This is a genomic window from Amycolatopsis pigmentata (assembly GCF_042684065.1).
Lineage (GTDB): Bacteria > Actinomycetota > Actinomycetes > Mycobacteriales > Pseudonocardiaceae > Amycolatopsis_E > Amycolatopsis_E pigmentata.
Genome location: NZ_JBHUKR010000004.1, coordinates 1,286,425 through 1,309,391 on the forward strand (window position 1 = coordinate 1,286,425; position 22,967 = coordinate 1,309,391).

Here is a 22,967-nt window from a genome sequence, read left to right on the forward strand (position 1 = left end):
ATATTAGCCCTCATCCGGCGAGTGTCGAGACAATCCGTCGCGCCTCGTCGCGCAGCTCCGCGGCGCCGGGGCCGTGCCGGAGGAGGTCGCGTGACGAGGCCACGAGCACGCCGGTGAGGTCCCGGCCGAACAGCGCGCGCAGATCGGCCACGGTCGCGCCCTGCGCGCCGAAGCCCGGGGCCAGGATCGGCCCGTTGAGCTCGCCGAGATCCAGTTCGCCTGGCGGGATGGTGGCACCGACGACGACGCCGACGTCACCGAGTGGGCCGGCACCCGCGTTGCGGCCGGCGGCCTGGTCCACAATGGACTGAGCTATCGTCTTTCCATTGTCCAGCAAGGCATTTTGCAGCCGGGACGCCTCGGGGTTGGAGGTGCGGGCGAGCACGAAGACCCCTTTGCCGTCCGCGTGCAGCGCCGGGTCCAGCGAATCGAACCCGAGGTAGGGCGAGACGGTGATCGCGTCGGCGTCGAGCGCGCTTTCGCCGCCGAGATAGGCCCTCGCATAAGCGGTCATGGTCGACCCGATATCCCCCCGTTTGACGTCCAGAAGGACCAGCGCGCCGGCCGAACGGGCATGCCTTACCACCCGCTCCAGAACCGCGATGCCCGCGGCTCCGAAGGCCTCGAAAAACGCCGATTGCGGCTTGATGACCGCCACTTCGGACGCCAGGGCGTCCGCCGCTTTCAAGGCGAAATTTTCCATTCCATGCACATTCCGTGGCAGCCCCCAGGCGTCCAGGAGCCCGGGATGCGGGTCGATTCCGGCGCACAGCGGCCCCCGCGCGGCGATCGCGCCGGCGAGCTTTCGGCCGAACGGAGTAATCTCCGGGCTCCCGTTTTCGCCCGTGTGGCTCACCGCCGTGCCGCTCATGCTGGTTCCTCCGCGATGTCACTGTGGTCGCCTTGACAGCCGCGGATTGACACAAGGGGTGTCATGCCTTGTCCCGCAGCGCCGCCTGGAGGTGCTGCAGCGACCGCACCCCGATGTCGCCGCGGATGAGCGCCTCGATGCCGTGCACGGCCGCCGCGGCACCCTGCACCGTGGTGACACACGGGATGTCCCGGGAGACCGCCGCGGTGCGGATCTCGTAGCCGTCGATGCGCGGGCCACTGTTGCCGTACGGGGTGTTGATCACCATGTCCACCCCGCCGTCGAGGATCACCTCGACGATGTTCGGCCCGTCGATCCCGGAGGGTGCGCCCGCTTCGGTGTGCTTGCGCACCACCGTGCAGCCGACGCCGTTGCGGCGCAGCACCTCCGCGGTGCCCGAGGTCGCGAGGATCTCGAACCCGAGATCGGCCAGCCGCTTGACCGGGAACACCATCGCCCGCTTGTCCCGGTTGGCCACCGAGACGAACACCCGGCCGGAGGTGGGCAGGGACCCGTAGGCGGCCGACTGCGACTTGGCGAAGGCCTTGCCGAAGGAGACGTCCACGCCCATCACCTCGCCGGTCGACTTCATCTCCGGGCCGAGCAGCGAGTCGACCCCGGCGCCCTCCGGCGTGCGGAAGCGGTGGAAGGGCAGCACGGCTTCCTTCACCGCCACCGGCGAATCCGCGGGCAACTGCCCGCCGTCGCCGTCGGCGGGCAGCACGCCGCGTGCCCGCAGTTCCTTGATGCTGGAACCGGTCATGATCAGCGAGGCCGCCTTGGCCAGCGCCACTCCGGTCGCCTTCGACACGAACGGCACGGTCCGCGAGGCACGCGGGTTGGCTTCGAGGACGTAAAGCACGTCGTCCTTGAGCGCGTACTGGACATTGAGCAGGCCGCGCACGCCCACCCCGCGGGCGATCGCTTCGGTGGAGACCCGTACCGCCTCGACGTCCTGGCGGCCGAGCGTGATCGGCGGGAGCGCGCAGGAGGAGTCACCGGAGTGGATCCCGGCCTCCTCGATGTGCTCCATCACGCCCCCGAGATAGAGCTCCTCGCCGTCGAACAACGCGTCCACGTCGATCTCGATGGCGTCGTCGAGGAAACGGTCCACCAGCACCGGGTGCTCGGGCGTGACCTCGGTGGCGCGCCGGATGTAGCCCGCCAGCGAAGCCTCGTCGTACACGATCTCCATGCCGCGGCCGCCGAGCACGTAGGACGGCCGGACGAGCACGGGGTAGCCGATCTCGTCGGCGATCCGCTTGGCCCCGTCGAACGAGGTCGCGGTGCCGTACTTCGGCGCGGGCAGCCCGGCGTCGCCGAGCACCTCCCCGAACGCGCCCCGGTCTTCGGCGAGATGGATCGCTTCCGGCGGTGTCCCGACGATCGGCACCCCGGCGGCGGCCAGCCGTCGCGCGAGCCCGAGCGGGGTCTGCCCGCCCAGCTGCACGATCACCCCGGCGACCGTGCCGGACTCCCGCTCGGAGTTGACCACCTCGAGCACGTCCTCGAAGGTCAACGGCTCGAAGTAGAGGCGGTCGGAGGTGTCGTAGTCGGTGGACACCGTCTCCGGGTTGCAGTTGACCATCACCGCCTCGAAACCGGCCTCCCGCAGCGCGATCGCGGCGTGCACGCACGAGTAGTCGAACTCGATGCCCTGCCCGATCCGGTTGGGTCCCGAGCCGAGGATGAGCACCTTCGGCTTCTCCGGCTGCGGCGCGACCTCCGATTCCGCCGCGTCGGCGTCGAATTCGTAGGCCGAGTAGTGATACGGCGTCTTCGCGGCGAATTCGGCGGCACAGGTGTCGACCGTCTTGAACACCGGCCGCACCCGCAGCCGGTGCCGCAGCGCCCGTACTCCGTCCTCGCCCGCCAGTTCCGGGCGCAGCGCCGCGATCTGCTGGTCGGACAGCCCGGTGCGCTTGGCCTCCCGCAACAGGTCCGCGTCGAGCACCGGCGCGTCCTTCACCCGCGCGCCGACCTCGCCGATCAGCGCGATCTGGTCGATGAACCACGGGTCGATCCCACTCGCCTCGTGGACCTGCGCCACGGTCGCGCCCAGCCGCAGCGCCCGCTCGACCGCGTAGAGCCGGCCGTCGTGCGGCGTTTTCAGCTCCTCCAGGGTCGACTCGATCGTCGCGTCCTCCGGATCGGGACGAGTCCAGAACCCGGCGGCCTTCGTGTCGATCGACCGCATCGCCTTGCCCAGCGCTTCGGGGAAGCTCCGGCCGAGCGCCATCGCCTCGCCGACGCTCTTCATCGTCGTGGTCAGCTCGGGGTCCGCGCCCGGGAACTTCTCGAACGCGAACCGCGGCACCTTCACCACGACATAGTCCAGCGCCGGTTCGAACGAGGCCGGGGTCTCGCCGGTGATGTCGTTGCGGATCTCGTCGAGCGTGTAACCGATGGCCAGTTTCGCGGCGATCTTGGCGATCGGGAACCCGGTCGCCTTCGACGCCAGCGCCGACGACCGCGACACGCGGGGGTTCATCTCGATCACGACCATGCGCCCGTCGGCGGGGTTGATCGCGAACTGGATGTTGCAGCCGCCGGTGTCCACGCCGACCTCGCGCAGCACGGCGATGCCGACGTCACGCATGTGCTGGTATTCGCGGTCGGTCAGGGTCATCGCCGGGGCCACGGTCACCGAGTCCCCGGTGTGCACGCCCATCGCGTCGACGTTCTCGATCGAGCAGACCACCACGACGTTGTCGTGCCGGTCGCGCATCAACTCGAGTTCGTACTCCTTCCAGCCGAGCACGCTCTCCTCGATGAGCACCTCGGTGACCGGGGACTCCGCGAGCCCGGAGGACGCCAGCCGTTCGAGCTCCTCCTCGGTGTGCGCCATGCCGGAGCCGAGCCCGCCCATGGTGAACGACGGCCGGATCACCACCGGCAGGCCGAGTTCGGCGACGGTCTCGCGCACTTCCGCCATCGAGTGGCACACCTTGCTGCGCGGCACGTCGGCGCCCACCGTGCGCACGATGTCCTTGAACTTCTGGCGATCCTCGCCACGCTGGATCGCGTCGATGTCCGCGCCGATCAGTTCGACGCCGTATTTCTCCAGTACTCCCCGCTCGTGCAGGGCGACCGCGCAGTTGAGCGCCGTCTGCCCGCCCAGGGTGGCCAGCACGGAGTCGACCGGCCGGCCGCGCTCGGCCTCCGCGGCGATGACCTTCTCCACGAACTCCGGGGTCACCGGCTCGATGTAGGTCGCGTCGGCGAACTCGGGGTCGGTCATGATCGTCGCCGGATTCGAGTTGACCAGGCTGACCCGCAGTCCCTCGGCCCGCAGCACCCGGCAGGCCTGCGTCCCGGAGTAGTCGAACTCGGCGGCCTGGCCGATGACGATCGGGCCGGACCCGATCACGAGCACATGGGCTATGTCGTTGCGTTTCGGCATGGGTTTCCTCTGTGCTTTTCCGGAACCCGCCCACCCGATCTTGTGGCCAGGGCTCTCCTAAGATGCTTTCACTCACTTTGCTGCGGTGGGAGCCCTGCCCCCAAGATCCGGTACCTTCGGGGGCGGGTTCGGCCGCACCCTTGAGGGGAACCTTCCGGTTCGAAGATGGTCCCCGGCGCACCAGGCACCGCGACGGTTCGCGGAAGATCTGCGGAATGCGCGCCAGGACGGGGGATCATGCCCCGGCCTTCTTCGCCATCAGGGTCACGAACTCGTCGAACAGCGGCGCGGCGTCGTGGGGGCCCGCCGCCGCTTCGGGGTGGTACTGCACCGAGAACGCGGGCACGTCGGCGCATCGCAGCCCCTCGATCGTGCCGTCGTTGGGGCAGTAATGGCTCACCTTCGCGGTGCCGAACGGCGAGCCGAAGTCCGCGCCGGGCTCGCCTTCCAGCGCGAATCCGTGGTTCTGCGCGGTGATCGCGACCCGGCCGGTCTCGACGTCGATCACCGGGATGTTGACGCCCCGGTGCCCGTAACGCATTTTGTAGGTGCCCAGCCCCAGCGCGCGGCCGAGGATCTGGTTGCCGAAGCAGATGCCGAACAACGGGATCTCCCGTCGCAGCGCTTCCCTGGTCAGCTCGATGGCGTGCGTCTGGGTGGCCGGGTCTCCCGGCCCGTTCGACAGGAAGACACCGTCCGGTTCGATCGCCAGCAGGTCCTCGGCCGGGCACCCGGCGGGCAACACGTGGACCTCGATCCCGCGCAGGCTCATCTGCCGCGGGGTGTTCGACTTGATGCCCAGATCGAGCGCGGCCACCCGGAATCGCCGCTCACCCTGGGCCGGCACCACGTACGGCTCCGCGGTGGTCACCTCACCGGCCAGGTCCGCGCCCTTCATCCGCGGACCGGCCAGCACCTCGCCGAGCATCGCGTCCTGGGTGCCGAACGCGTCGCCGGAGAACACTCCCGCCCGCATCGCACCCCGCTCGCGCAGGTGCCGGGTGAGGGTCCGGGTGTCCACTCCGGAGATACCGACCACGCCCTGCCGCACGAGTTCCTCGTCGAGCCTCCGGCGCGAGCGCCAGTTCGACGGTGTGCGCGCGGGATCCCGGACCACGTAACCGGCGACCCAGATCCTGGACGACTCGTCGTCCTCGTCGTTCCAGCCGGTGTTGCCGATCTGCGGCGCCGTCTGCACGACGATCTGCCGGTGGTAGGACGGGTCGGTCAGGGTCTCCTGGTAACCGGTCATGCCGGTGCAGAACACCGCCTCGCCCAGCGTGGCGCCCCGCGCCCCGTACGCCGAGCCGCGGAACACCCGGCCGTCCTCCAGCACCAATGCCGCCGGCTCGTTCACGCCGAACCTCCCTCGATCCGTACCTTTTCCGTCCACTGTGGATAGACCTCCGGGTCGTCCGCGCGGAAACCCGTGTCCAGCGCCACGTCCCCGGCGCGCCAGGTGATCACCAACAGACCCGGGGTCCCCATCACCTTGCCCGCGATCGCGCTGCCCAGCCCGATGTCCGTGATGGACTCACGGGGGATCCAGAAACCCGGTGCGCCGACCCGGTCGACCGCGATACCGCCGGGGTAGAGCCGCAACTCCGCGCGCCCCCGCATCCCGGCTCCCCGGGTCACGATCCGGTCCTGCCAGTTGCCCGCGGTCGTCGTGCTGACGTACAGGCCGCCCGTTTCCAGCTCCGCTTCGCCGGGTTCGGCGGGTATTTCCGGGAACGGCGGAACCCGCACGCTCTGCTCCCGTGCCTTGCGCCGCCACCCCAGCCTCATGCCCCAGAGCGCCAGCGCGAAACACGCCAGCACGATCAAGGTCAGGACGAGCCTTTCCATCAGCACGTCTTCCCTTCGCGTGCGGTGACGCGCCCGCGCAGCACGGTGAGCGTGACCACGCCCGGGAGCCGCATGCCCTCGTACGGGGTGTTAGCCGCGAGGCTCGCCAGTTCGGCGCCGTGGACCGTCCACTCCGCGTCCGGGTCGACCAGCACCAGGTTCGCCGGTTCCCCGGCCAGCAGCGGACGGCCGTGGTCCGGCAGGCCGGCGATCTCCGCCGGGCGCTCGCTCATCACGCGGGCGACACCGCGCCAGTCCAGCAGCCCGGTGCGCACCATCGTCTCCGTCACCACCGACAGGGCCGTCTGCAGACCGAGCATGCCGGGCTTCGCCGAAGCCCACTCGCAGTCCTTGTCCTGCGGCGCGTGCGGCGCGTGGTCGGTGGCGACGCAGTCGATCACGCCCTCGGCCAGCGCCGTGCGCAACCGGGCCGCGTCCGAGGTGGTGCGCAGTGGCGGATTCACCTTGTTGACCGGGTCATAGCCGGCCAGCCGTTCGTCCGTGAGCAGCAAGTGGTGCGGGGTGACCTCGGCGGAAATGGACCCCGAGCTGTGCCTGTTCTTGGCCCAGCGCAGGATGTCCGCGGTCCCGGCCGTGGAGACGTGGCAGACGTGCAGCCTCGCCCCGGCATAGGACGCCAGCAGGCAGTCACGCGCCACGATGGACTCTTCGGCGGACGCGGGCCAGCCCGCGTAACCGAGGCGCGCGGCGTGTTCTCCCTCGTGCGCCTGAGCACCGACCGTCAGCCGTGGTTCTTCGGCGTGCTGCGCGATCACCACGCCCAGCGCCGTCGAGTACTCCAGCGCCCGCCGCATCAGCAACGGGTCGGCGACGCAGTGCCCGTCGTCGGAGAAGACGCGCACCGCCGCCGCCGACTTGGCCATCGCCCCGAGCTCGGCGAGCTTCTCCCCCTTCAGGCCGGCCGTGACCGCGCCGACCGGATGCACGTCGACCAGCCCGGCCTCACGGCCACGCCGCCACACGTGCTCGACCACCACCGCGTTGTCGGCGACCGGATCGGTGTTGGCCATCGCGAACACCGCCGTGTACCCGCCGAGCGCCGCGGCCGCCGACCCGGACTCGATCGTCTCGGCGTCCTCCCGGCCCGGTTCGCGCAGGTGGGTGTGCAGGTCGACGAACCCGGGTAACAGCACTTGCCCGCCCGCCTCGACGACCTCGGCGCCGTCGGGGCCGCTCGGCGTGCCGATCTCGGCGATGACCCCGCCCTCGACGAGCACATCCACCGGATCGCCCTCGCCGTAGAGCCGGGCTCCCTTGATCAGAAGCTGTTCGCTCATTGGGTCTTCTCCTCGATGGCGGCCAGGAGGTGGTAGAGGACGGCCATCCGCACGTGCACCCCGTTGCGGACCTGTTCGGTGATCGCGGACGCGGGAGCGTCGGCCACCACCGACGCGATCTCCATTCCGCGCAGCATCGGCCCCGGATGCAGGACGACCGCGTGCTCGGGCAACAAGCGCAGGCGGGCTTCGTTCAGGCCGTAGGCCAGCGAGTACTCGCGAGCCGAGGGGAAGAAGCCACCGTGCATGCGTTCGGCCTGCACCCGCAGCATCATCACCGCGTCCACCGCGGGCAACTCGGCGTCGAGGTCGTGCGAGACGGTCACCGGCAGCGCGGTGACACCCGCCGGCAGCAACGTCGGCGGCGCGACCAGGACCACCTCGGCGCCGAGCGTGTTCAGCAGGTGGACGTTCGACCGTGCCACCCGGCTGTGCAGTACGTCGCCGACGATCGCGATCCGCCGGCCCGCCAGCGTGCCCAGCCGTTCCCGCAGCGTCGCCGCGTCGAGCAAGGCCTGCGTCGGGTGTTCGTGCGTGCCGTCACCGGCGTTGATCACCGAGGTGCCTTCCCCGGCGAGCCAGCCCGCCAGCCGGTGCGCGGCGCCCGAGGCGGGATGGCGGATGATCACGCAGTCCGCCCCCGCCGCCGCCAGGGTCAGCGCCGTGTCCCGCAGCGATTCCCCCTTGCCCACCGAAGATCCGCCGGAGGAGACGTTCACCACGTCGGCGCTCATCCACTTGCCCGCGATCTCGAAGGACACGCGGGTCCGGGTCGAGTTCTCGTAGAACAGGGTGATCACGGTCCGGCCGCGCAGCGTCGGCAGCTTGCGCACCTCCCGCCCGAGCAGCGTCTTCTTCAGCTCGTCCGCGGTGTCGAGCACGGCCGTCGCCTGCTCCGGCTCCAGCCCCTCGGTGGCCAGCAGATGCTTCATGAGAGGTCTTTCTCGCGCAGGACCACGGCGTCACGGCCGTCCACTTCGGACAACAGGACGAGCACCTCCTCGGCGCGCGAGGTGGGCACGTTCTTGCCCACGTAGTCGGCGCGGATCGGGAATTCACGATGACCGCGGTCCACCAGCACCGCGAGCTGCACCGCCCGGGGGCGGCCGTGGTCACGCAGGGCGTCGAGCGCGGCACGCACCGTCCGCCCGGAGAAGAGCACGTCGTCGACGAGGATCACGATCCGCTCGTCGATGCCGGTGTCCGGCAGGCGCGTCGACGCGAGCGGCCGGGTGGGGCCGTGGCGCAGGTCGTCGCGGTAGAGCGTGATGTCGAGGGCACCGGCGGGCGGGCGTACCTCGGAGAATTCGGCGATTTTCCCGGCCAGCCGCAGGGCCAGCGATGTCCCCCTGGTGGGTATACCCAGGAGAACGGGCGGCTCGCCCGTATCGGCACCCAGAGCTGTTTTCTCGATGACCTGATGGGCCATTCGGGCGATAGTGCGCGCGACGTCACCGGCAGAGAGCAGCTCCCGCTCACCACCCGGCTCCGTCGCGCCACGAGGGCGTGACGCCACGGCGGACTCCTTCCCCGCCTCACCGGACGGGTCCTTAAAGGATGTCGACAACCCTGCTTGGCCAGGGATTCCAGCCGAGGCTACCAGGCAGCCGGTCACCTCCCACGGGTGGTATGACCCCTCTCTTTCCCATCCTTTGCTTGACCTGGTGACGACAATGCGTAACCATTACTCTGAGTATTCAGGCTCAGGAGTCCCCCGGCGGTCCTCCGACCGACTGGGCGAGGAAACGGAGAACCACCAGATGGGCGATTACGCCAAAGCGCTCGGCGCCAAGCTCCGAGGGATCCGCCAGCAGCAGGGGCTGTCCCTCCACGGGGTCGAGCAGAAGTCGGGCGGACGCTGGAAGGCCGTCGTGGTCGGTTCGTACGAGCGCGGCGACCGGGCGGTCACCGTCCAGAAGCTGGCCGAGCTCGCGGATTTCTACGGCGTACCCGTGGTCGAGCTGCTGCCCGAGGGCCGGGTGCCCTCCGGCGCGGAACCCGCCACCAAGATCGTCATCAACCTGGAGCGGTTACAGCAGCTCCCCGCGGAGAAGGTCGGCCCGCTGGCCCGGTACGCGGCGACCATCCAGAGTCAGCGCGGTGACTACAACGGCAAGGTGCTCTCGATCCGCACCGAGGACCTGCGCTCCCTGGCGATCATCTACGACATGACCCCCGGCGAGCTGACCGAGCAGCTCATCGACTGGGGCGTCCTGCCGCCCGAGGCACGGCCGGCCAAGGAAGACTGACCCCCGTTCACCGGGCACGGGCTCGCGGGGAGTACCGAAGCCGCGAGCGCTCCCGGTGCCCGGGGCGTCACAACACGGCGCGCAGACGGTCGGCGATGGTGCCGATCCTGCCGAGCACGCCGTTGACGAACCGCGGCGAATCGTCCGTGGACAGTTCCTTGGCCAGGCCGACCGCCTCGTCGATCGCGACCGGGTCGGGCACGTCGGCGGCCCACAGCAGCTCGTAGACACCGACCCGTAGCACGGCGAGGTCGACCGGTGGCATGCGGTCCAGGGTCCAGCCCTGCGCGTGCTCGGACAGCAGTTCGTCGATCCGCTCCCGGTGCCCCGCGACGCCTTCGACGAGCGCGATCGTGTAGTCGCCGATCGGCTCCACGTCGGTCGAGCCGACCCGCTCGGCCAGGAGCGTCACCGGATCGGCGGAGCGTTGCGCGGCCTCGTAGAGGAACTCCACCGCGCGCCTGCGCAGAGCGCGGCGGCCCAGCGGGCCACCGCGCTTCGGGGAAGGCTCGCCGCCCTTGGCAGGACTCAACTCGATACCCGGCCCAGGTACCGGCCGTCCCGGGTGTCGACCTTGACCTTCTCACCGGTCGAGAGGAACAACGGCACCTGGATCTCGGCGCCGGTCTCCAGCGTGGCCGGCTTGGTGCCGCCGGTGGAACGGTCGCCCTGCAGGCCCGGGTCGGTGTGCTGGATGACCAGCTCGACCGACGTCGGCAGCTCCACGTACAGCGGCTCGCCCTCGTGGGTGGCGACCTGCACCTCGGTGTTCTCGAGCAGGAAGTTCGCGGCGTCACCGACGGTCGTGGAGGGCACCGAGATCTGTTCGAAGGTCTCGCCGTCCATGAACACGTAATCGGAGCCGTCGTTGTAGAGGTAGGTCATGGTGCGGCGGTCGACTGTGGCGGTCTCCACCTTGGTGCCCGCGTTGAACGTCTTGTCCACCACCTTGCCGGAGAGCACATGCTTGAGCGTGGTGCGCACGAACGCACCGCCCTTGCCCGGCTTGACGTGCTGGAAGTTCACGACGGACCACAGCTGGCCGTCCAGGTTCAGCACCAGGCCGTTCTTCAGGTCGTTGGTGGTGGCCACGGTTGTCCAGTTCTCCCGTAGTTGTCGTTCGTGGCCGTGCTAGACGACCACGAGGTCCTTGCTGCTCAGGGTGAGGAGTTCGGGAGCGGAGTCCCGCACGACGAGCGTGTCCTCGATGCGGACGCCACCCCGGCCGGCGAGGTAGACGCCTGGCTCGACGGTGACCGTCATCCCGACCGAAAGTGTACCGACGCCGTTACGGGCCAGCCGGGGCGCCTCATGGATTTCCAGCCCGACGCCGTGTCCGAGGCCGTGCGAGAACTCCTCCGCGCGGCCACCGTCGGAGATCACCTTCCGCGCGGCGGTGTCCACCTCGGCGACTTCGGTGCCCGGCAGGACCGCCGCGCGCCCGCTCGCCTGCGCCCGCCACACCAGGTCGTACAGGTCACGCTGCCAGTCCGCCGGACGGCCGAGGACGACGGTCCGGGTCATGTCGGAGTGGTAGCCCTCCACCGTCGCCCCGAAGTCCAGCTTCACCAGTTCCCCCGTCACCAGGACCTTGCCGGTGGGCTGGTGGTGCGGGATCGCCGAGTTGGGCCCGGCGGCGACGATCGACGCGAACGCCGGGCCGGAGGAGCCGTGGTCGAGCATCCGGCCCTCCAGATCCCGGGCCACCTCGCGTTCGGTACGGCCGGGCCGGATGCCGCCCTCGGCGAGCAGATCGGCCAGGGCCCGATCGGCCGCCGCACAGGCCATCCGCAGCGATTCGATCTCCGTCTCGTCCTTCACTTCGCGGAGCCGCTCGACCAGCCCTGGGGTACGACGCAGCTCGATGCCGCCGGCGAGTGCGGCGAAACGCTCGTGCTCCTCCACGCTGACCCGGTGGCTTTCGAATCCGGTACGCCGGTGGACGCGTGTCTTTTCGGTGGCGCGCGTGAGCAAAGCGGCGGCGCTGTCGCGGTCCAGGACCCGCTCCAGGTCTCCCACCTCCGCCGCGGACTGCGTGCGGTAGCGCCCGTCCGTGGAGAAGACCGTGTGCTGCTCGCCCTCAGCGTGCAGCAGCAGCGCCGCGTTGGAACCGGTGAAGCCGGTGAGGTAGCGGATGTTGAGCAGGTCGGTCACCAGCAGTGCGTCCACATCGGCTTCACGGAGCAGCGCGCGCACGGCGTCGCGCCGGAGGAGATGGGTGTCGGGCACCAATACAGCTTAGAGACTATTTGCGAAGCGCGAGATGCCTGGGCAAGCGACCAGCCGAACGCGCTTCCCGAAGGGAGGCGATCTTGGGGGCAGGACTCCCATCGGGCGGAAAGCTCCTTCAGCCAGAGAGGTGAGCCCTGGCCACGAGATCGGCTGTGCGCGTTCGAACAAACACTGCGTTACAGTGTCGCGATGCGGCCTTGGCTGACTCGTGGTGTTGGGATGGCGATACTGCACGCCGCGGCGGGAACGGCGCTGGCGAAGGCGGCGGTCTACGACCCCACCGGGCTGGCCACCGTCAAGATCATCGTGATCGCGGTGCTGGCCGGCGCGGCGGCGTTGTGGAGCGCGCTGGACGGCTGGCGCACCGGCGGCCAAAGCCCGCGGCCACGCTCCCGGCGTGCGCTCCATCCGGACGATCTCGGCCGCACCTGGCTGATCGCCGCGGTGATCGCGGGCCCGCTGTCCGGGATCCTGTTCGTGATCGGCCGCGCGGTGCTGGTCGACCAGAGCGGGGCCGGTGAACTCCGCGACGCGCTGATCGGCGGTGCCGCGTTCACCGCGCTGCTCGTGCTCGTCCCGGCCTTGCTGGGCATGGTGGCAGGCAAGCGCATCACGCCACGGAAGACGGCGTCGGCCCGCGAGTGAGCCGGCGGGCGAGCCCTCGCGGCGGTCCGCGTGACCCGGTCCGCCGCCCAGAGCCCGAACCGTCCTTCGCCGATGGCGATCGCGAAACCGCGCGCGCCGACGGGATTTTCTCGGCGCCGTGGCGGCTCCTGGCCGTGCCGAGCGCGATGACCTGGATCAGAACCGGGCTCTTGGCCGCCGGGCTGGTGTGTGTGCTGACCGGACTTCTTCCCGCTGCAGAGGCGGCGGCGAGCATGCGGCGGATCGCGCCGTTGCTGCTGTTTCTCGGCAGTGTCATCGTGCTGGCCACGCTTGCCCGGCACGCGCAGGTCTTCGACGTCATCGCGACCCGGCTCGCGATCATCGGCCGCGGCGGTTACCCCGTGCTTTTCCTGCTGTGCGTGGGGTTCGCGACCGTCACCACCGTGGCGCTCAACCTCGACACCACCGCCGTGCTGCTCACCCCGGTCTTCCTTGCCCTGGCGCCGAAAGCACGCATCGCCGCGCTCCCGCTGGCCATGACGACCCTGTGGCTGGCGAACACGGCCAGCCTGCTGCTGCCGGTGTCGAACCTGACGAACCTCCTCGCCGCGGACCGGGTGGCGCTCGCGGCACCCGCGTTCGCCGCCCGGATGTGGGCGCCGCAACTGGCGTCTCTGGCCGCCACGATGGTTTGCCTCTGGTTGTTCTACTGGCGCCGTAAACGGCGTGGCGAGGAGCGCTACGTTCCGCCCGATCCGGTCCGGCTGGAGGAACCGCGCCGGCGCGCGTTGTTCTGGATCACCGGCGGTGCCTGCCTGGTCTTCGTCGCCGCGATCCCGTTGGTACGCGACGAGATCGGATACGCGGCCGCCGCGGCGGCGTTGATCGCGGTCGTGGCGTTCGCCTTCCTCTCCCCCGGCAAGCTGAAGCTCACCCTGATCCCGTGGCAGCTGCTCGTCTTCGTGACCGGCCTGTTCCTCGTGGTGCCCACGCTCAGCCGGTACGGCCTCGGCCACGTCATGACGGCGCTCGTCGGGACCGGCGGCGGAGCGCCGGGCGCGCTTCGCGCGAGCGCGGCCGGAGCCGTACTGTCCAATGTGGTCAACAATCTGCCCGCCTACACCGCGGGGGAGGCGGTGGTTTCCACGGGCGACCGCGACCAGTTGCTGGCCCTGTTGATCGGCACGAATGTCGCCGCGGTCGTCACACCCTGGGCATCGCTGGCGACGCTGTTGTGCCTCGAATCCTGCCGTCGCCACGGGTTGAGGATTCGTCTTGGCCGGTTCGTGCGGCATGGGTCGGTCCTCGCCGTGGTAGGGCTGGGCGCGAGCATCGCGGCGCTCTGGCTGACCCGATGATCCGGCGGGCCTTCAGCCGACGACACCGCGAGCGGGAACCGCCAGGGTGGGACCCATCGGGTAGTTGAGCCACTGGGCCGGAGTGATCGTCGTGACGGCGGAACCGTTGAGCGCCGCGATGTCGGGCGACGCGATCGGCCAGAGCTTTCCGTCATCGAGAATCAGGCCGGTCCCGTAACCGGTTGCCTGGACGGCGCGCGCCCCCGACGAGACATGCGCCGCCACCGGCGTCTGATCGAGCACGTCGATCCGCCGGTCCAGCACGCGCGCGGCCAGCTTTTCGGCGACCGAACGCCGATCGATCCGGATCACCCGGTTCGCCACCACGAGATCCATCGTCCGCTCCGGCGACGGCATCGCGAAGCCGTCCAGCACGGCCAGCGCCCGCACCTGACCGGCACAGCCGCTGACGCCGGTGATGTCGGCGCCGAACCGCCGCAACCCGGTCGGCGCGTTCGCCTCGCCCGTGACCGTCGCGCGCACCACGTCCACCGGAATCCGCCCGCACGGATCGGCCCCCGACACGGGCGCGTGCCCGGCCGGTCCCCGCACCAGGCCCGGTCCTTCGCGCCAGTCACCCGGAATGAGCACGGGGCGGTAGGGCGTGGGTCCGAAGTCACGGGTGACGAACGTCAGCAGGGTGCCGTCGCCGCTCTCGTGCGCCACGGCGAAGACATCGAGCGCGTCGACCCACATCAGGTCGGCGCTGAAGGCGTCGACCACGGAGCGGCCACGCTTTGCCGAGGTCCCGCCGACCGGGCTGAAACCGTTGTCCCCCAACGCTTCCACGCCCTTGCTGAACACCGGATCCCTGGCGCGCAACACGAACTGGCCCGCCCCGTTCCAGCCGGCGGACCGGCCGGTGGTGTCGGTGAACATCAGGTAGAACCACCCGTCGAGGAAGACCACAGCGGGCTGCCCGGCGCCGTAGAGGTTTTCGCGCCGCACCTCGTCCGCGGGGCTGACGATCGGGTTGCCTTCGTTGGCCCGCGTCCAGGTCACCCCGTCGGTGCTGGTCGCCAGGCCGATCGCGTTCCCGAGCGCGTGGTCGCCCGCCGCTCCCGTGTAGTAGAGGTAATAGGTTCCGTCGACGCGGATCACCGACGGGTCGCAGGTGTGCGCGCCGTCGAAGTGCCCGGGGTCGCCGGAGAGCACGGCCACGGGAGCGCTCCCACCGGGACCGGTGAACGGGCCGCCGAGCGACGGTGCTTCGCCGTAGAGGATGTCGTCGCCGGGCGGAAGCGCCGTCGGATACTGGCTGCACCACCACATCCGCGCGTGATCGCCGTCGACCATCACGGTCGGGCCGTAGTTGTAGGGGGCACCGGGTCCGCCCTGGGCGACCACCGGGCCGCCACCCCGGGCGTCGCCGGTGGCGAGCACGATTTCGCCGGGCCGTGGCGGGGTCGTGCCGCCACCCACGCCGGCGTCGTGCCCCGCACCCTCGGCCTGGGTTCGCGTGCTCCCCGTGCAGCCGGCGAGCCCGGCCATGACGAGGACCAGCGCACACAGACCCACCGCCGGCCGCCAAGGACGAGCGCGCACGAGCCGTAGCCTCCCACTTTCCGGTAGCCGTTGGGACAGCACGGCTGATGGCACCGGTCAGTGTAGAGAGTCGTGGCGTAGCCGGAGGTGAAATCGGACCGCCCATCCCGCCGCGAGAAACTTGCCCAACACGCAAATTTGCGTGGAGCGCATTTTTTGCTAACCTGATCGCATGGGCTTGAGGGAACGGAAGAAGGCCGAGACACGTGCGGCGCTGAGCTGGGCCGCGATCCGGCTGACCGTCGAGCGCGGGTTCGACGACGTCAAGGTCGAGGACATCGCCGAGGCCGCCGGTGTTTCGCCTCGCACGTTCAACAACTACTTCTCCAGCAAGGGCGAGGCGATCGTCGCCCGCCATCTCGATCGGAGCCTGCGTGTCGCCGAAGCGCTGCGCGGCGAACCGGCCGGCGAGCCGCTGTGGGACGTGCTCGGCCGCTCGCTGCTGGCCCAGTTCGCACCGGATGCCGCGGTTATCGAGGATCCCGTCGGCGACGGGGTCGAATGGGTGGCGGGCGTCCGCGTGATGCTCGCCGAACCGGCGCTGCGCGGCGAAATGCTGCGGGCCGGGGCGCGCGCCGAAGCCGAGATCGCGGCGGCGATCGCCGACCGCACCGGCACCGACCCGAACCGGGACCTGTATCCGAACCTCGTGGCCGCCACGGTTCTGGCCGCGGCGAACACGGCCATGGCGCACTACCTCCGGACCGACCCGCCGGTTCCGGTGGAGCACTCGCTCGCGGAGGCGCTCGCCCGGCTCGAGGCCGGGCTCGGCACCCCCTAGATATCCATTGTGGACATCACAGCCCGGCGAGGTGCCGGGCCGATGTCCCCTGCCCGGAAAGGGAATCGAACGATGATCGATGTCGTGATCGCCGGCGCCGGACCCAACGGCCTCATGCTGGCCTGCGAGCTGGCCCTGGCGGGTGCCCGCCCGCTGGTCCTGGAACGTCTGACCGCGCCTTCGGGCGAGCGGCGGGCGAACGGCTTGGTCGGCCAGGTGGTGCGCATGCTGGACCGGCGTGGCCTGTACGAGCGGCTGACCTCGCCCGGCGCGACACCGGAGCCGGCTCCCGGCTTCGTGTTCGGCGCGTTTCCGCTGGACCTCCGCGATCTGCCGGACAATCCGCTCTACACCCTCCCGGTGCCACAACTACGGCTGCAGCAGATGCTCGCCGAGCGTGCGGGCGAACTGGGCATCGAGGTCCGGCGAGGTCACGAAGTCACCGGCTTCACGCAGAGCGAGAATTCGGTCAGGGTCGAACTGCGCGACCGGGAACCGGTCGAAGCGTCCTTCCTGGTGGGCGCCGACGGTGGGCACAGCGTGGTCCGCAAGCTCGCCGGGATCGACTTTCCCGGCGTGACCACGGACGACGCGGTTTCGCTGAGCGCGGAGGTGAGCTTGCCGCCGGAGGCGGTCGGCGCCGGCGGTGGCCTCATCGTTCCCGGATTCGGCGTCCTGCCACCGTTCCAGCATGTCCGGACCGAGCGCGGCATGATCGCCTGGGCGCCGTTCCCGGACCGGAACCCGGCCATCACGACGACGGAATGGGAACGGCCGGAGGAAGGAGAGGCCTCCCTCGGCGAACTGCGGGCCAGCGTCGCCCGGGTCCTCGGCGCGGACCTGCCGCTCGGGCCGCCAGCGGGAGAAGGACCGCACCTGATCCGGCGCCTGGCCGGCGGCAACACACGGCTGGCGTCGCGGTACCGCGCGGACCGCGTGTTCCTGCTCGGCGACGCCGCCCACGTTCATTCCGCGATCGGTGGTCCCGGACTGAACCTGGGTCTGCAGGACGCGGTCAACCTGGGCTGGAAACTGGCCGCGGAACTGCGCGGCGACGCACCGGCAGGGCTGCTGGACACCTACGAGTCGGAGCGGCGCCCGGCGGCACGGCGCGTCACCACGCACACCCAGGCGCAGTCGCTCCTGATCCGGCCCGGCGGTGACGTGACGGCGCTGCGCGAGATCTTCGGCGAGATGCTCGCCCTTCCCGCAGCGCGGCGCCACATCGCGGATGTGCTGTCCGGCGCGGAAATCACCTACGACATGGGATCGGCGACCGGGCCGCTCACCGGCCGGTGGGCACCGGACCTGCCAGGACTGCGCGAGCTGACTCGCGGGGCGCGACCACTCCTTCTGGATCCCACCGGCGAACTCGACCCGGGCCCGTGGGCGCCGCACATCGACACCGTGAAGATCCCCGAGCTCGACAGCGCGCTGCTCCTCAGGCCCGACTGCTACGTCGCGTGGCAGGGCACCACCGGAGAGGGCCTGCAGGAAGCGCTCGCCACGTGGATCAGGGCCGCGTGAGGTCAGCCCGCGTTTTCGGCCAGCCAGCGCAACGCCAACGGGTAGCCTGCGACGCCGAGGCCGACGATGACACCCGTCGCGATGTCGGAAAGGACGCTGTGGTGGCGGAACTGTTCGCGCTGGTGGACGTTCGAGATGTGCAGTTCGATCAGGGGCGCGCTCAGCTGGGCGGCCGCGTCGCGGACCGCGATCGAATAGTGCGTCCAAGCCCCCGCGTTGAGCACGACCGGGTTGCCGCCGTCGGCGGCCTCGTGGAGCCAGCCGACCAGTTCGCCTTCGTGGTCGGTCTGGCGGACCTCCACCTCGACGCCGAGCTCGGTGCCGGTCCGGACGCAGAGGCCGGCGAGATCGGCGTGGGTGGCCGAGCCGTAGACGGACGGCTCGCGCTTGCCGAGCCTGCCGAGGTTCGGGCCGTTGAAGACGAAGATCTTCACAGCAGCACGCCCCCACCCACGCTGCCCTCGGCGGCGACCGCGGAGTAGGCGGCGGCCAGCAGCGCCGGGTCCGGTCCTTCGAGGCGGCCCGGTTTCGCGAGACCGTCGAGCACCACGAACCGCAGCACACCCGAGCGCGTCTTCTTGTCGCCGCGCATGGTTTCCAGCAGTTGCGGCAGCGCGTCCGGGTCGTAGGTGGTCGGAAGGCCGAGGAGCCGGAGCACCCGGGCATGCCGGTCGGCGGTGGCGTCGTCGAGCCGGCCGGCGAGCCGGGCGAGTTCGGCGGCGAACACCAGGCCGACGCTCACCGCGGCGCCGTGGCGCCACCGGTAGCGCTCGCGCCTTTCGATCGCGTGCCCGAGGGTGTGCCCGTAGTTGAGGATTTCGCGCAGGTCCGACTCGCGCAGGTCGGTGGCGACGACATCGGCCTTGACCTGGATCGAGCGCCGCACGAGCTCCCCGATCACGGCGCCGGCCGGGTCGAGCGCCGCCGCCGGATCCCGCTCGATCAGCTCGAGGATCTCCGGGTCGGCGAGGAAGCCCGCCTTGACGACCTCGGCCATGCCGGCGACCAGCTCGTTCGGCGGCAGGGTCTCCAGGGTCGCCAGATCGGCCACCACCGCGCTCGGCTCGTGGAACACGCCCACCAGGTTCTTCCCGGCGTCGGTGTTGATCCCGGTCTTGCCGCCGACCGCGGCGTCGACCATGCCGAGCAGCGTGGTCGGCACGTTCACCAGACGCACGCCGCGCATCCACGTGCCGGCCACGAACCCCGCGAGGTCGGTGACCGCTCCCCCGCCGAGTCCGACCACCACGCCCCGGCGGTCCAGGCCGATCCGGCCGAGCACGTCCCAGCAGAAACCGGCGACCTTGAGGGCCTTGCCGTCCTCGGCGTCCGGGATCTCGACACGGTGCGCGTCCAGGCCGGAACCCTTCAGCTCGTCGCTGATCGCCTCGGCGGTGGCGGTGAGCGTCGGCGGATGGATCAGCGCGATCCGTGACGCGCCGGCGAGCGCCTCGGCGAGTTCACCGAGCAGCCCGCGCCCGATCACCACCTCGTAGGGCGAGCCGGTCTTCACCGTGATCCGCACCGGATCGGTCACCGCTGCTCCTCCACAAGCTTGTTCTTCCCCGCGATCTTGTTCTCCCCCGCGATCGCGTCGAGTTCCCGGACGATCACGTCCACCACCTCGGCGGGTGTCCGCTCGTCGGTGCCCACTTCGATCGTGGCCACCTCGCGGTACACCGGGAGCCGTTCCTCCAGCAGGGCACGGTAGGTCGCGCGCGGATTCACGCCGGCGAGCAGCGGCCGCGCCGTGGAAAGCCCGACCCGCTGGACCCCGGTGGCGAATCCGACGGCCAGGAAGACGACCCGGTGCGCACGGAGCCGCTGCCGCGTCCCGGGCGCCAGCACGGCTCCCCCGCCGACGGAGAGCACGCCCTCGTGCTCATCCAGCGCGGCCGCGATGACCTCTTCCTCGATCGTGCGGAAGACCGGCTCGCCGTGCTCGGTGAAGATGTCGGAGATCGACTGGCCCGCGCGCTTGACGATGTCGTCGTCGCTGTCACGGAACGGCACCCCGAGCCGCTCGGCGAGCAGCGGTCCGACCGTGCTCTTTCCGGAGCCCGGTGGCCCCACGACCACGAGGCACGGCTTGGTGCCTGCCGGCGAAGGCGGTGTGGTCACCACCGTTCCTCCAGCGCCTTCAGGTATGCCTCGGCGTTGCGCTTCGACTCACCGAGGGAATCACCGCCGAACTTCTCCAGCGCCGCGTCGGCGAGGACCAGTGCGACGACCGACTCCAGCACGACTCCGGCCCTGGGCACGGCACACACGTCCGACCGCTGGTGGATGGCGACCGCGGGCTCGCCCGTCACGACGTCCACTGTGGACAGTGCCTTGGGCACCGTGGAGATCGGTTTCATCGCCACCCGTACCCGCACCGGTTCACCGTTGGTGATGCCGCCTTCGAGGCCGCCCGCCCGATTCGACCGGCGGGTGACCCCGGCGGGGCCCGGGCCGCGGTCGATCTCGTCGTGTGCCTGGCTTCCCCAGCGCCGCGCGGTGGTGAAGCCGTCGCCGACCTCGACGCCCTTCATGGCCTGCACGCCCATCAGCGCGCCCGCCAGCCGTGCGTCGAGCCGCCGATCCCAGTGCACGTGTGAACCCAGCCCCGGCGGCAGGCCGTAGGCGATCACCTCGATCACCCCGCCGACCGTGTCGCCCGCCTTCCGCACGGCCTCGACCTCGGCCACCATCGCGTCCGTGGCCGCCTGGCCGAAGGCACGGACGGGGCTCTCGTCGATGGCCGCCAGGTCCCCGGGCCCGGGCAAGGGGCCCTCGGGCGCCTGCGCGCCGCCGATCGACACCACGTGGCTGACGATCTCCGCACCGAGCAACTGCCGCAGGAAGGCCCGCGCGAAGGTGCCCAGGGCGGTACGCGACGCGGTCTCCCGTGCGCTGGCCCGTTCCAGGACCGGCCGCGCCTCGCCGAAGCCGTACTTCTGCATGCCGGGCAGATCCGCGTGCCCGGGCCGGGGCCGGGTGAGCGGCTCGTTCCGGGCGAGCCCGGCCAGTTCGGCCGGATCCACCGGATCGGCCGCCATGACCTTCTCCCATTTGGGCCATTCGGCGTTCTCGATCTGCACCGCGATCGGGCCGCCCTGCGTGACGCCGTGCCGTACGCCGCCGAGGAACTCGACGTGGTCGGTCTCGAAACCCATTCGCGGGCTCCTGCCGAATCCGAGCCGCCTGCGGGCGAGCTGCTCCCCGACGTCGGCGGTGGTGACCTCGACCCCGGCCACCATTCCCTCCAGCACGGCGGCGAGGGCCGGTCCGTGCGATTCACCAGCGGTTATCCAGCGCAACACCCGACGATCCTGTCACGCCACCGTTCGCCGGTTCCAACTGCCCATGGTCACCTCCTTCTCTTCGTTCGCTCCCGCTCAGCGGGCCCAGCCGAACCGCACCACCTCCGATCCCGTTCCGGGAAAGACGGTGACCAGCCAGGTGGCGGCCAACAGGCCGGGACCGTGCGGCACCCCGTTACGGCGCCATCGGTGCCGTAGGGCCAGCAGCACCGTGACGAGGGCGGCGACCGCGGCGCCGACCACCAACGCCGCCCACCCGACGGCCGCGAGAGCCGTGCCGAGAACTCCGGCGAGCTTGACGTCACCGGCGCCGAGGGAGCGCCGCGACATCAGGTGTACGACCAAATGCGCTCCGCCAAAGAGAAGCCCGCCGGCCACGGCCCTGGCCACGAGGCCGCCACCCGCACCCGACAACGCGGCCATCACGAGCGCGAGACCGCACAACGGGTACGCGGGCACCGTCAACACGTCGGGGAGGCGGCGGTACCGCAGATCGGTGATCGCCAGGGGAACCGCGAGAAAGGTGACCAGCAACGGCACCGGTAACCACCAGGCGGGCCAGGCGCCCGAGCCCTGCCGCCACGCGACGACGGCCGACAGCGCACCGGTGGTGGCGACGACCGCGAAGAACGGAACGGGTGCCGGCGACCGCGCCCGGCTCAACAGGCGCCGGGCGAGCGCGCCCGCGGCGCCTCCGGCGATCAGGAAGACGATCGGCATCGCGACGTTCATGAAAGCCAGAATTACCGCCGCGCCCACGGGTGGCAAGAATTAGGACGCGCGAATGGACCATCCGTACGAATAGCGCCGAGAAATCCCTCGAAAGAGGGAAAAACGCGGGCGAATAAACACCGAGCGTGGCCGCCTGCCGCTCCCCAGAGGAGAAGGCCGGCCAGACGGCACGAGACACGCAACCGGATGCGTCACCGCGGCTCCGCCAGGACGGCAGGGCCTGTCCCGCGAAGACGGTCAGGGGCTCCAGCGAAGCACGGCCAGACCGCTCGCCGTACGGATCTCCAGCGCCTGGATCTCCGTGGAGGGCAAGGACGTGTCGATCGACAGCTTGGCGGTCCGGTCGGGATCGGCCCACCAGGTCGCCAGCTGCGCCTCGGTGCCGTCACGGCGCAGGGCCACCAGCCGGTAGTCGGCGCCGCGCCCCGCGCCGTGGTAGCTGCACGACATGTCGACCCGGGAGCCCTGGGACAACGGTGCCACCGCCGCGACCGCCTGCACCGGGAACGAGCCGAGCGGAACCATCGCGCTCCCCGGCTCACCACCTCGCGCGGGCGCCACGACGGAAACGGCCACCGCGGCCGCGGCCGCGACGGAAACGCCGATGGTCGTCACCGTCCGGATCCGGCGGACGCGGCGAACCCGTTTGAGCGCCGCGGGAAGCAGCCCGGCCGGCGGGGACTCGGCTTCGATCTCTTCCGCGTTCGTCAGGGACAGCAGACCCGGCAGGCCCGCCAGATCCTGCACGGCACGCGCGCAGTTGAGGCACTCCTTGACGTGGTGTTCGAAGGCGCTCCGGTCCTCCGGCGACAACGCGCCGAGAACGTAGGCCGCGTCGTAGGTGGCGAAGGGGTCGTCCGGCCCGCTCACTAGGCCACCATCCCTTCTGCAGCCCGGGCCGATAGGGTTGTGATCCCTCGGTCCCGGTGGGTGCATGGCCAAGTGTGCGAGCCGCTCGACGGCCACAATGAGTCCTGCCAGCCCCACCGGGTCGAGGCCGCTTGACCGGCCTTAGGAACATGCCCCGCAGAGGGCCGATTAGTGTGCTTCCGGCAGGCGTCCTCGCGACCGAGCGGGTCCTTCACGTGGAGGACAGAAGGAGTACCGCGCGCGTGTTCGTGGGATGGGACTGGGCGACAGGGTCGCACGACGTGACCGTGATCGATCAGGCCGGGATGAGGACTGATCGGTGGGCGCTGGCCCACACCGAAG

22 protein-coding genes are annotated in these 22,967 nt (G+C 70.6%); 5 read left to right on the top strand and 17 right to left on the bottom strand.

Annotation, left to right across the window (positions count from 1 at the left end):
• Positions 1–10 precede the first annotated feature (10 nt).
• The 7 genes from pyrF to pyrR form a co-directional block, all read right to left on the bottom strand.
• The gene (gene pyrF / locus ACFSXZ_RS07635) at positions 11–871 is read right to left on the bottom strand and encodes an orotidine-5'-phosphate decarboxylase (protein ID WP_378262682.1); all 861 of its coding nucleotides are present in this window, start codon (positions 869–871) and stop codon (positions 11–13) included.
• A 61-nt stretch (positions 872–932) separates the two neighbouring features.
• On the bottom strand, positions 933–4,274 hold the full coding sequence (carB, locus tag ACFSXZ_RS07640; protein ID WP_378262684.1) for a carbamoyl-phosphate synthase large subunit: 3,342 nt from the start codon (positions 4,272–4,274) through the stop codon (positions 933–935).
• A 235-nt stretch (positions 4,275–4,509) separates the two neighbouring features.
• On the bottom strand, positions 4,510–5,631 hold the full coding sequence (gene carA / locus ACFSXZ_RS07645; RefSeq protein WP_378262687.1) for a glutamine-hydrolyzing carbamoyl-phosphate synthase small subunit: 1,122 nt from the start codon (positions 5,629–5,631) through the stop codon (positions 4,510–4,512).
• Entirely contained in the window at positions 5,628–6,122 is a 495-nt protein-coding gene (locus ACFSXZ_RS07650) for a PH-like domain-containing protein (RefSeq protein ID WP_378262689.1), read from the bottom strand. Before ACFSXZ_RS07650 ends, carA begins: the two co-directional genes overlap by 4 nt.
• Positions 6,122–7,420 (bottom strand): dihydroorotase, encoded by a 1,299-nt coding sequence (locus ACFSXZ_RS07655; protein ID WP_378262691.1) that lies wholly within the window; start codon positions 7,418–7,420, stop codon positions 6,122–6,124. The genes ACFSXZ_RS07650 and ACFSXZ_RS07655 overlap by 1 nt, the downstream gene beginning before the upstream one ends.
• Positions 7,417–8,352, bottom strand: coding sequence for an aspartate carbamoyltransferase catalytic subunit (locus ACFSXZ_RS07660; RefSeq protein WP_378262693.1), 936 nt, complete (start codon positions 8,350–8,352; stop codon positions 7,417–7,419). The genes ACFSXZ_RS07655 and ACFSXZ_RS07660 overlap by 4 nt, the downstream gene beginning before the upstream one ends.
• Positions 8,349–8,936, bottom strand: a complete 588-nt coding sequence (pyrR, locus tag ACFSXZ_RS07665; RefSeq protein ID WP_378262695.1) for a bifunctional pyr operon transcriptional regulator/uracil phosphoribosyltransferase PyrR — start codon at positions 8,934–8,936, stop codon at positions 8,349–8,351. The genes ACFSXZ_RS07660 and pyrR overlap by 4 nt, the downstream gene beginning before the upstream one ends.
• A gap of 244 nt (positions 8,937–9,180) precedes the next feature.
• Here pyrR and bldD point away from each other — a divergent pair, with 244 nt between their 5' ends.
• Positions 9,181–9,669, top strand: a complete 489-nt coding sequence (gene bldD / locus ACFSXZ_RS07670) for a transcriptional regulator BldD (protein ID WP_020422358.1) — start codon at positions 9,181–9,183, stop codon at positions 9,667–9,669.
• A 67-nt stretch (positions 9,670–9,736) separates the two neighbouring features.
• Here the strand turns inward: bldD and nusB are convergent, their stop codons facing one another.
• From nusB to ACFSXZ_RS07685, 3 genes are read right to left on the bottom strand one after another with little or no spacing between them, the layout of a single operon-like run.
• The gene (gene nusB / locus ACFSXZ_RS07675) at positions 9,737–10,201 is read right to left on the bottom strand and encodes a transcription antitermination factor NusB (RefSeq protein WP_378262698.1); all 465 of its coding nucleotides are present in this window, start codon (positions 10,199–10,201) and stop codon (positions 9,737–9,739) included.
• A complete protein-coding gene (gene efp / locus ACFSXZ_RS07680; RefSeq protein WP_378262700.1) occupies positions 10,198–10,761 on the bottom strand; it encodes an elongation factor P in 564 nt (187 codons plus the stop codon). The genes nusB and efp overlap by 4 nt, the downstream gene beginning before the upstream one ends.
• Positions 10,762–10,800: 39 nt before the next feature.
• A complete protein-coding gene (locus ACFSXZ_RS07685; protein WP_378262702.1) occupies positions 10,801–11,898 on the bottom strand; it encodes a M24 family metallopeptidase in 1,098 nt (365 codons plus the stop codon).
• Positions 11,899–12,120: 222 nt separating this feature from the next.
• Between ACFSXZ_RS07685 and ACFSXZ_RS07690 the strand changes: the two genes are divergently transcribed.
• Both ACFSXZ_RS07690 and ACFSXZ_RS07695 read left to right on the top strand, forming a co-directional pair.
• Positions 12,121–12,546, top strand: coding sequence for a B-4DMT family transporter (locus ACFSXZ_RS07690; RefSeq protein ID WP_378262704.1), 426 nt, complete (start codon positions 12,121–12,123; stop codon positions 12,544–12,546).
• Positions 12,543–13,865 carry an ArsB/NhaD family transporter gene (locus tag ACFSXZ_RS07695; RefSeq protein WP_378262705.1) on the top strand — a complete coding sequence of 441 codons (1,323 nt, stop codon included), beginning with the start codon at positions 12,543–12,545 and terminating at the stop codon, positions 13,863–13,865. Before ACFSXZ_RS07690 ends, ACFSXZ_RS07695 begins: the two co-directional genes overlap by 4 nt.
• Before the next feature lie 12 nt (positions 13,866–13,877).
• On the opposite strand, the gene ACFSXZ_RS07700 is transcribed toward ACFSXZ_RS07695, so the two are convergent.
• Positions 13,878–15,356 carry a beta-xylosidase gene (locus ACFSXZ_RS07700; RefSeq protein WP_378262799.1) on the bottom strand — a complete coding sequence of 493 codons (1,479 nt, stop codon included), beginning with the start codon at positions 15,354–15,356 and terminating at the stop codon, positions 13,878–13,880.
• 226 nt (positions 15,357–15,582) lie between these two features.
• Here ACFSXZ_RS07700 and ACFSXZ_RS07705 point away from each other — a divergent pair, with 226 nt between their 5' ends.
• Together ACFSXZ_RS07705 and ACFSXZ_RS07710 are read left to right on the top strand one after the other, a co-directional pair.
• Entirely contained in the window at positions 15,583–16,191 is a 609-nt protein-coding gene (locus ACFSXZ_RS07705; protein ID WP_378262706.1) for an acyl-CoA-like ligand-binding transcription factor, read from the top strand.
• A 72-nt stretch (positions 16,192–16,263) separates the two neighbouring features.
• Entirely contained in the window at positions 16,264–17,718 is a 1,455-nt protein-coding gene (locus ACFSXZ_RS07710; RefSeq protein ID WP_378262707.1) for an FAD-dependent monooxygenase, read from the top strand.
• A 2-nt stretch (positions 17,719–17,720) separates the two neighbouring features.
• Here ACFSXZ_RS07710 and aroQ read toward each other — a convergent pair whose 3' ends face one another.
• The 6 genes from aroQ to ACFSXZ_RS07740 form a co-directional block, all read right to left on the bottom strand.
• On the bottom strand, positions 17,721–18,152 hold the full coding sequence (gene aroQ, locus ACFSXZ_RS07715; protein WP_378262708.1) for a type II 3-dehydroquinate dehydratase: 432 nt from the start codon (positions 18,150–18,152) through the stop codon (positions 17,721–17,723).
• On the bottom strand, positions 18,149–19,255 hold the full coding sequence (gene aroB / locus ACFSXZ_RS07720; protein WP_378262709.1) for a 3-dehydroquinate synthase: 1,107 nt from the start codon (positions 19,253–19,255) through the stop codon (positions 18,149–18,151). The genes aroQ and aroB overlap by 4 nt, the downstream gene beginning before the upstream one ends.
• Positions 19,252–19,797, bottom strand: a complete 546-nt coding sequence (locus tag ACFSXZ_RS07725) for a shikimate kinase (protein ID WP_378262801.1) — start codon at positions 19,795–19,797, stop codon at positions 19,252–19,254. Before ACFSXZ_RS07725 ends, aroB begins: the two co-directional genes overlap by 4 nt.
• Before the next feature lie 38 nt (positions 19,798–19,835).
• Positions 19,836–21,023, bottom strand: coding sequence for a chorismate synthase (aroC, locus tag ACFSXZ_RS07730; protein ID WP_378262710.1), 1,188 nt, complete (start codon positions 21,021–21,023; stop codon positions 19,836–19,838).
• A 75-nt stretch (positions 21,024–21,098) separates the two neighbouring features.
• Positions 21,099–21,755, bottom strand: coding sequence for a prepilin peptidase (locus ACFSXZ_RS07735; protein WP_378262712.1), 657 nt, complete (start codon positions 21,753–21,755; stop codon positions 21,099–21,101).
• Between the two features lie 237 nt (positions 21,756–21,992).
• Positions 21,993–22,625 carry a zf-HC2 domain-containing protein gene (locus ACFSXZ_RS07740; RefSeq protein ID WP_378262714.1) on the bottom strand — a complete coding sequence of 211 codons (633 nt, stop codon included), beginning with the start codon at positions 22,623–22,625 and terminating at the stop codon, positions 21,993–21,995.
• Positions 22,626–22,967 lie beyond the last annotated feature (342 nt).

Bases quoted from the DNA above. Each gene is read 5' to 3' on its own strand.
- ACFSXZ_RS07700 (WP_378262799.1), bottom strand. From the start codon at position 15,356: ATGGCCGGGCTCGCCGGCTGCACGGGGAGCACGCGAACCCAGGCCGAG.
- bldD (WP_020422358.1), top strand. From the start codon at position 9,181: ATGGGCGATTACGCCAAAGCGCTCGGCGCCAAGCTCCGAGGGATCCGC.
- ACFSXZ_RS07690 (WP_378262704.1), top strand. From the start codon at position 12,121: ATGGCGATACTGCACGCCGCGGCGGGAACGGCGCTGGCGAAGGCGGCG.
- ACFSXZ_RS07705 (WP_378262706.1), top strand. From the start codon at position 15,583: ATGGGCTTGAGGGAACGGAAGAAGGCCGAGACACGTGCGGCGCTGAGC.
- ACFSXZ_RS07735 (WP_378262712.1), bottom strand. From the start codon at position 21,755: ATGAACGTCGCGATGCCGATCGTCTTCCTGATCGCCGGAGGCGCCGCG.
- carB (WP_378262684.1), bottom strand. From the start codon at position 4,274: ATGCCGAAACGCAACGACATAGCCCATGTGCTCGTGATCGGGTCCGGC.
- ACFSXZ_RS07650 (WP_378262689.1), bottom strand. From the start codon at position 6,122: ATGGAAAGGCTCGTCCTGACCTTGATCGTGCTGGCGTGTTTCGCGCTG.
- ACFSXZ_RS07710 (WP_378262707.1), top strand. From the start codon at position 16,264: ATGATCGATGTCGTGATCGCCGGCGCCGGACCCAACGGCCTCATGCTG.
- ACFSXZ_RS07655 (WP_378262691.1), bottom strand. From the start codon at position 7,420: ATGAGCGAACAGCTTCTGATCAAGGGAGCCCGGCTCTACGGCGAGGGC.
- ACFSXZ_RS07660 (WP_378262693.1), bottom strand. From the start codon at position 8,352: ATGAAGCATCTGCTGGCCACCGAGGGGCTGGAGCCGGAGCAGGCGACG.
- pyrF (WP_378262682.1), bottom strand. From the start codon at position 871: ATGAGCGGCACGGCGGTGAGCCACACGGGCGAAAACGGGAGCCCGGAG.